This is a genomic window from Salinimicrobium oceani, from assembly GCF_012037645.1.
In genome coordinates this window covers 1-399 of sequence record NZ_JAAVJR010000876.1, presented here as the reverse complement: position 1 = coordinate 399, position 399 = coordinate 1, and the positions used below count along the sequence as shown (strand labels likewise).

The following is a 399-nucleotide window of genomic DNA, read 5'->3' as shown; positions in this document are numbered from 1 at the left end:
ATTTCAGTTGATGTACATTTCCTCAAACTTCCGGATGCTGGCGTCAGTTCCGGCAACTATAACATCATCCTGTTGCCGAAATCTAAATTCCCTGGGATCCAAAGTGGTGATTTTATTTCCTTCCCTAATCACTGCCAGTATTGTGCATCCTGTTTTTGCCCGTACGTCGCTTTTTGCCAGTGTAGTTCCCGATAATTTTCCCGCCGGCAATTGGACAAGGTTGATCTGTTTTTCAGCCGCTAATGATGTTTCATCTTCAAAAATATGGGAAGCCAGCATCCTTCCGCTCACGGTTGCAAGGGATTGAACATAATCGGCACCTGCATCATACAATTTTTTGACATTGTCAATATTATTAGCCCGCACGATGATGTGTGTTTTACTGTTCATACTTCGGGC

The 399-nt window shown here is 43.6% G+C and carries 1 protein-coding gene; it reads right to left on the bottom strand.

Going from position 1 to position 399, the window contains the following annotated elements; translation table 11 throughout:
* Positions 1–3: 3 nt before the first annotated feature.
* The coding region (locus tag HC175_RS19840) for a TrkA C-terminal domain-containing protein (RefSeq protein ID WP_209310132.1) at positions 4–399 on the bottom strand (396 nt) is incomplete at its 5' end.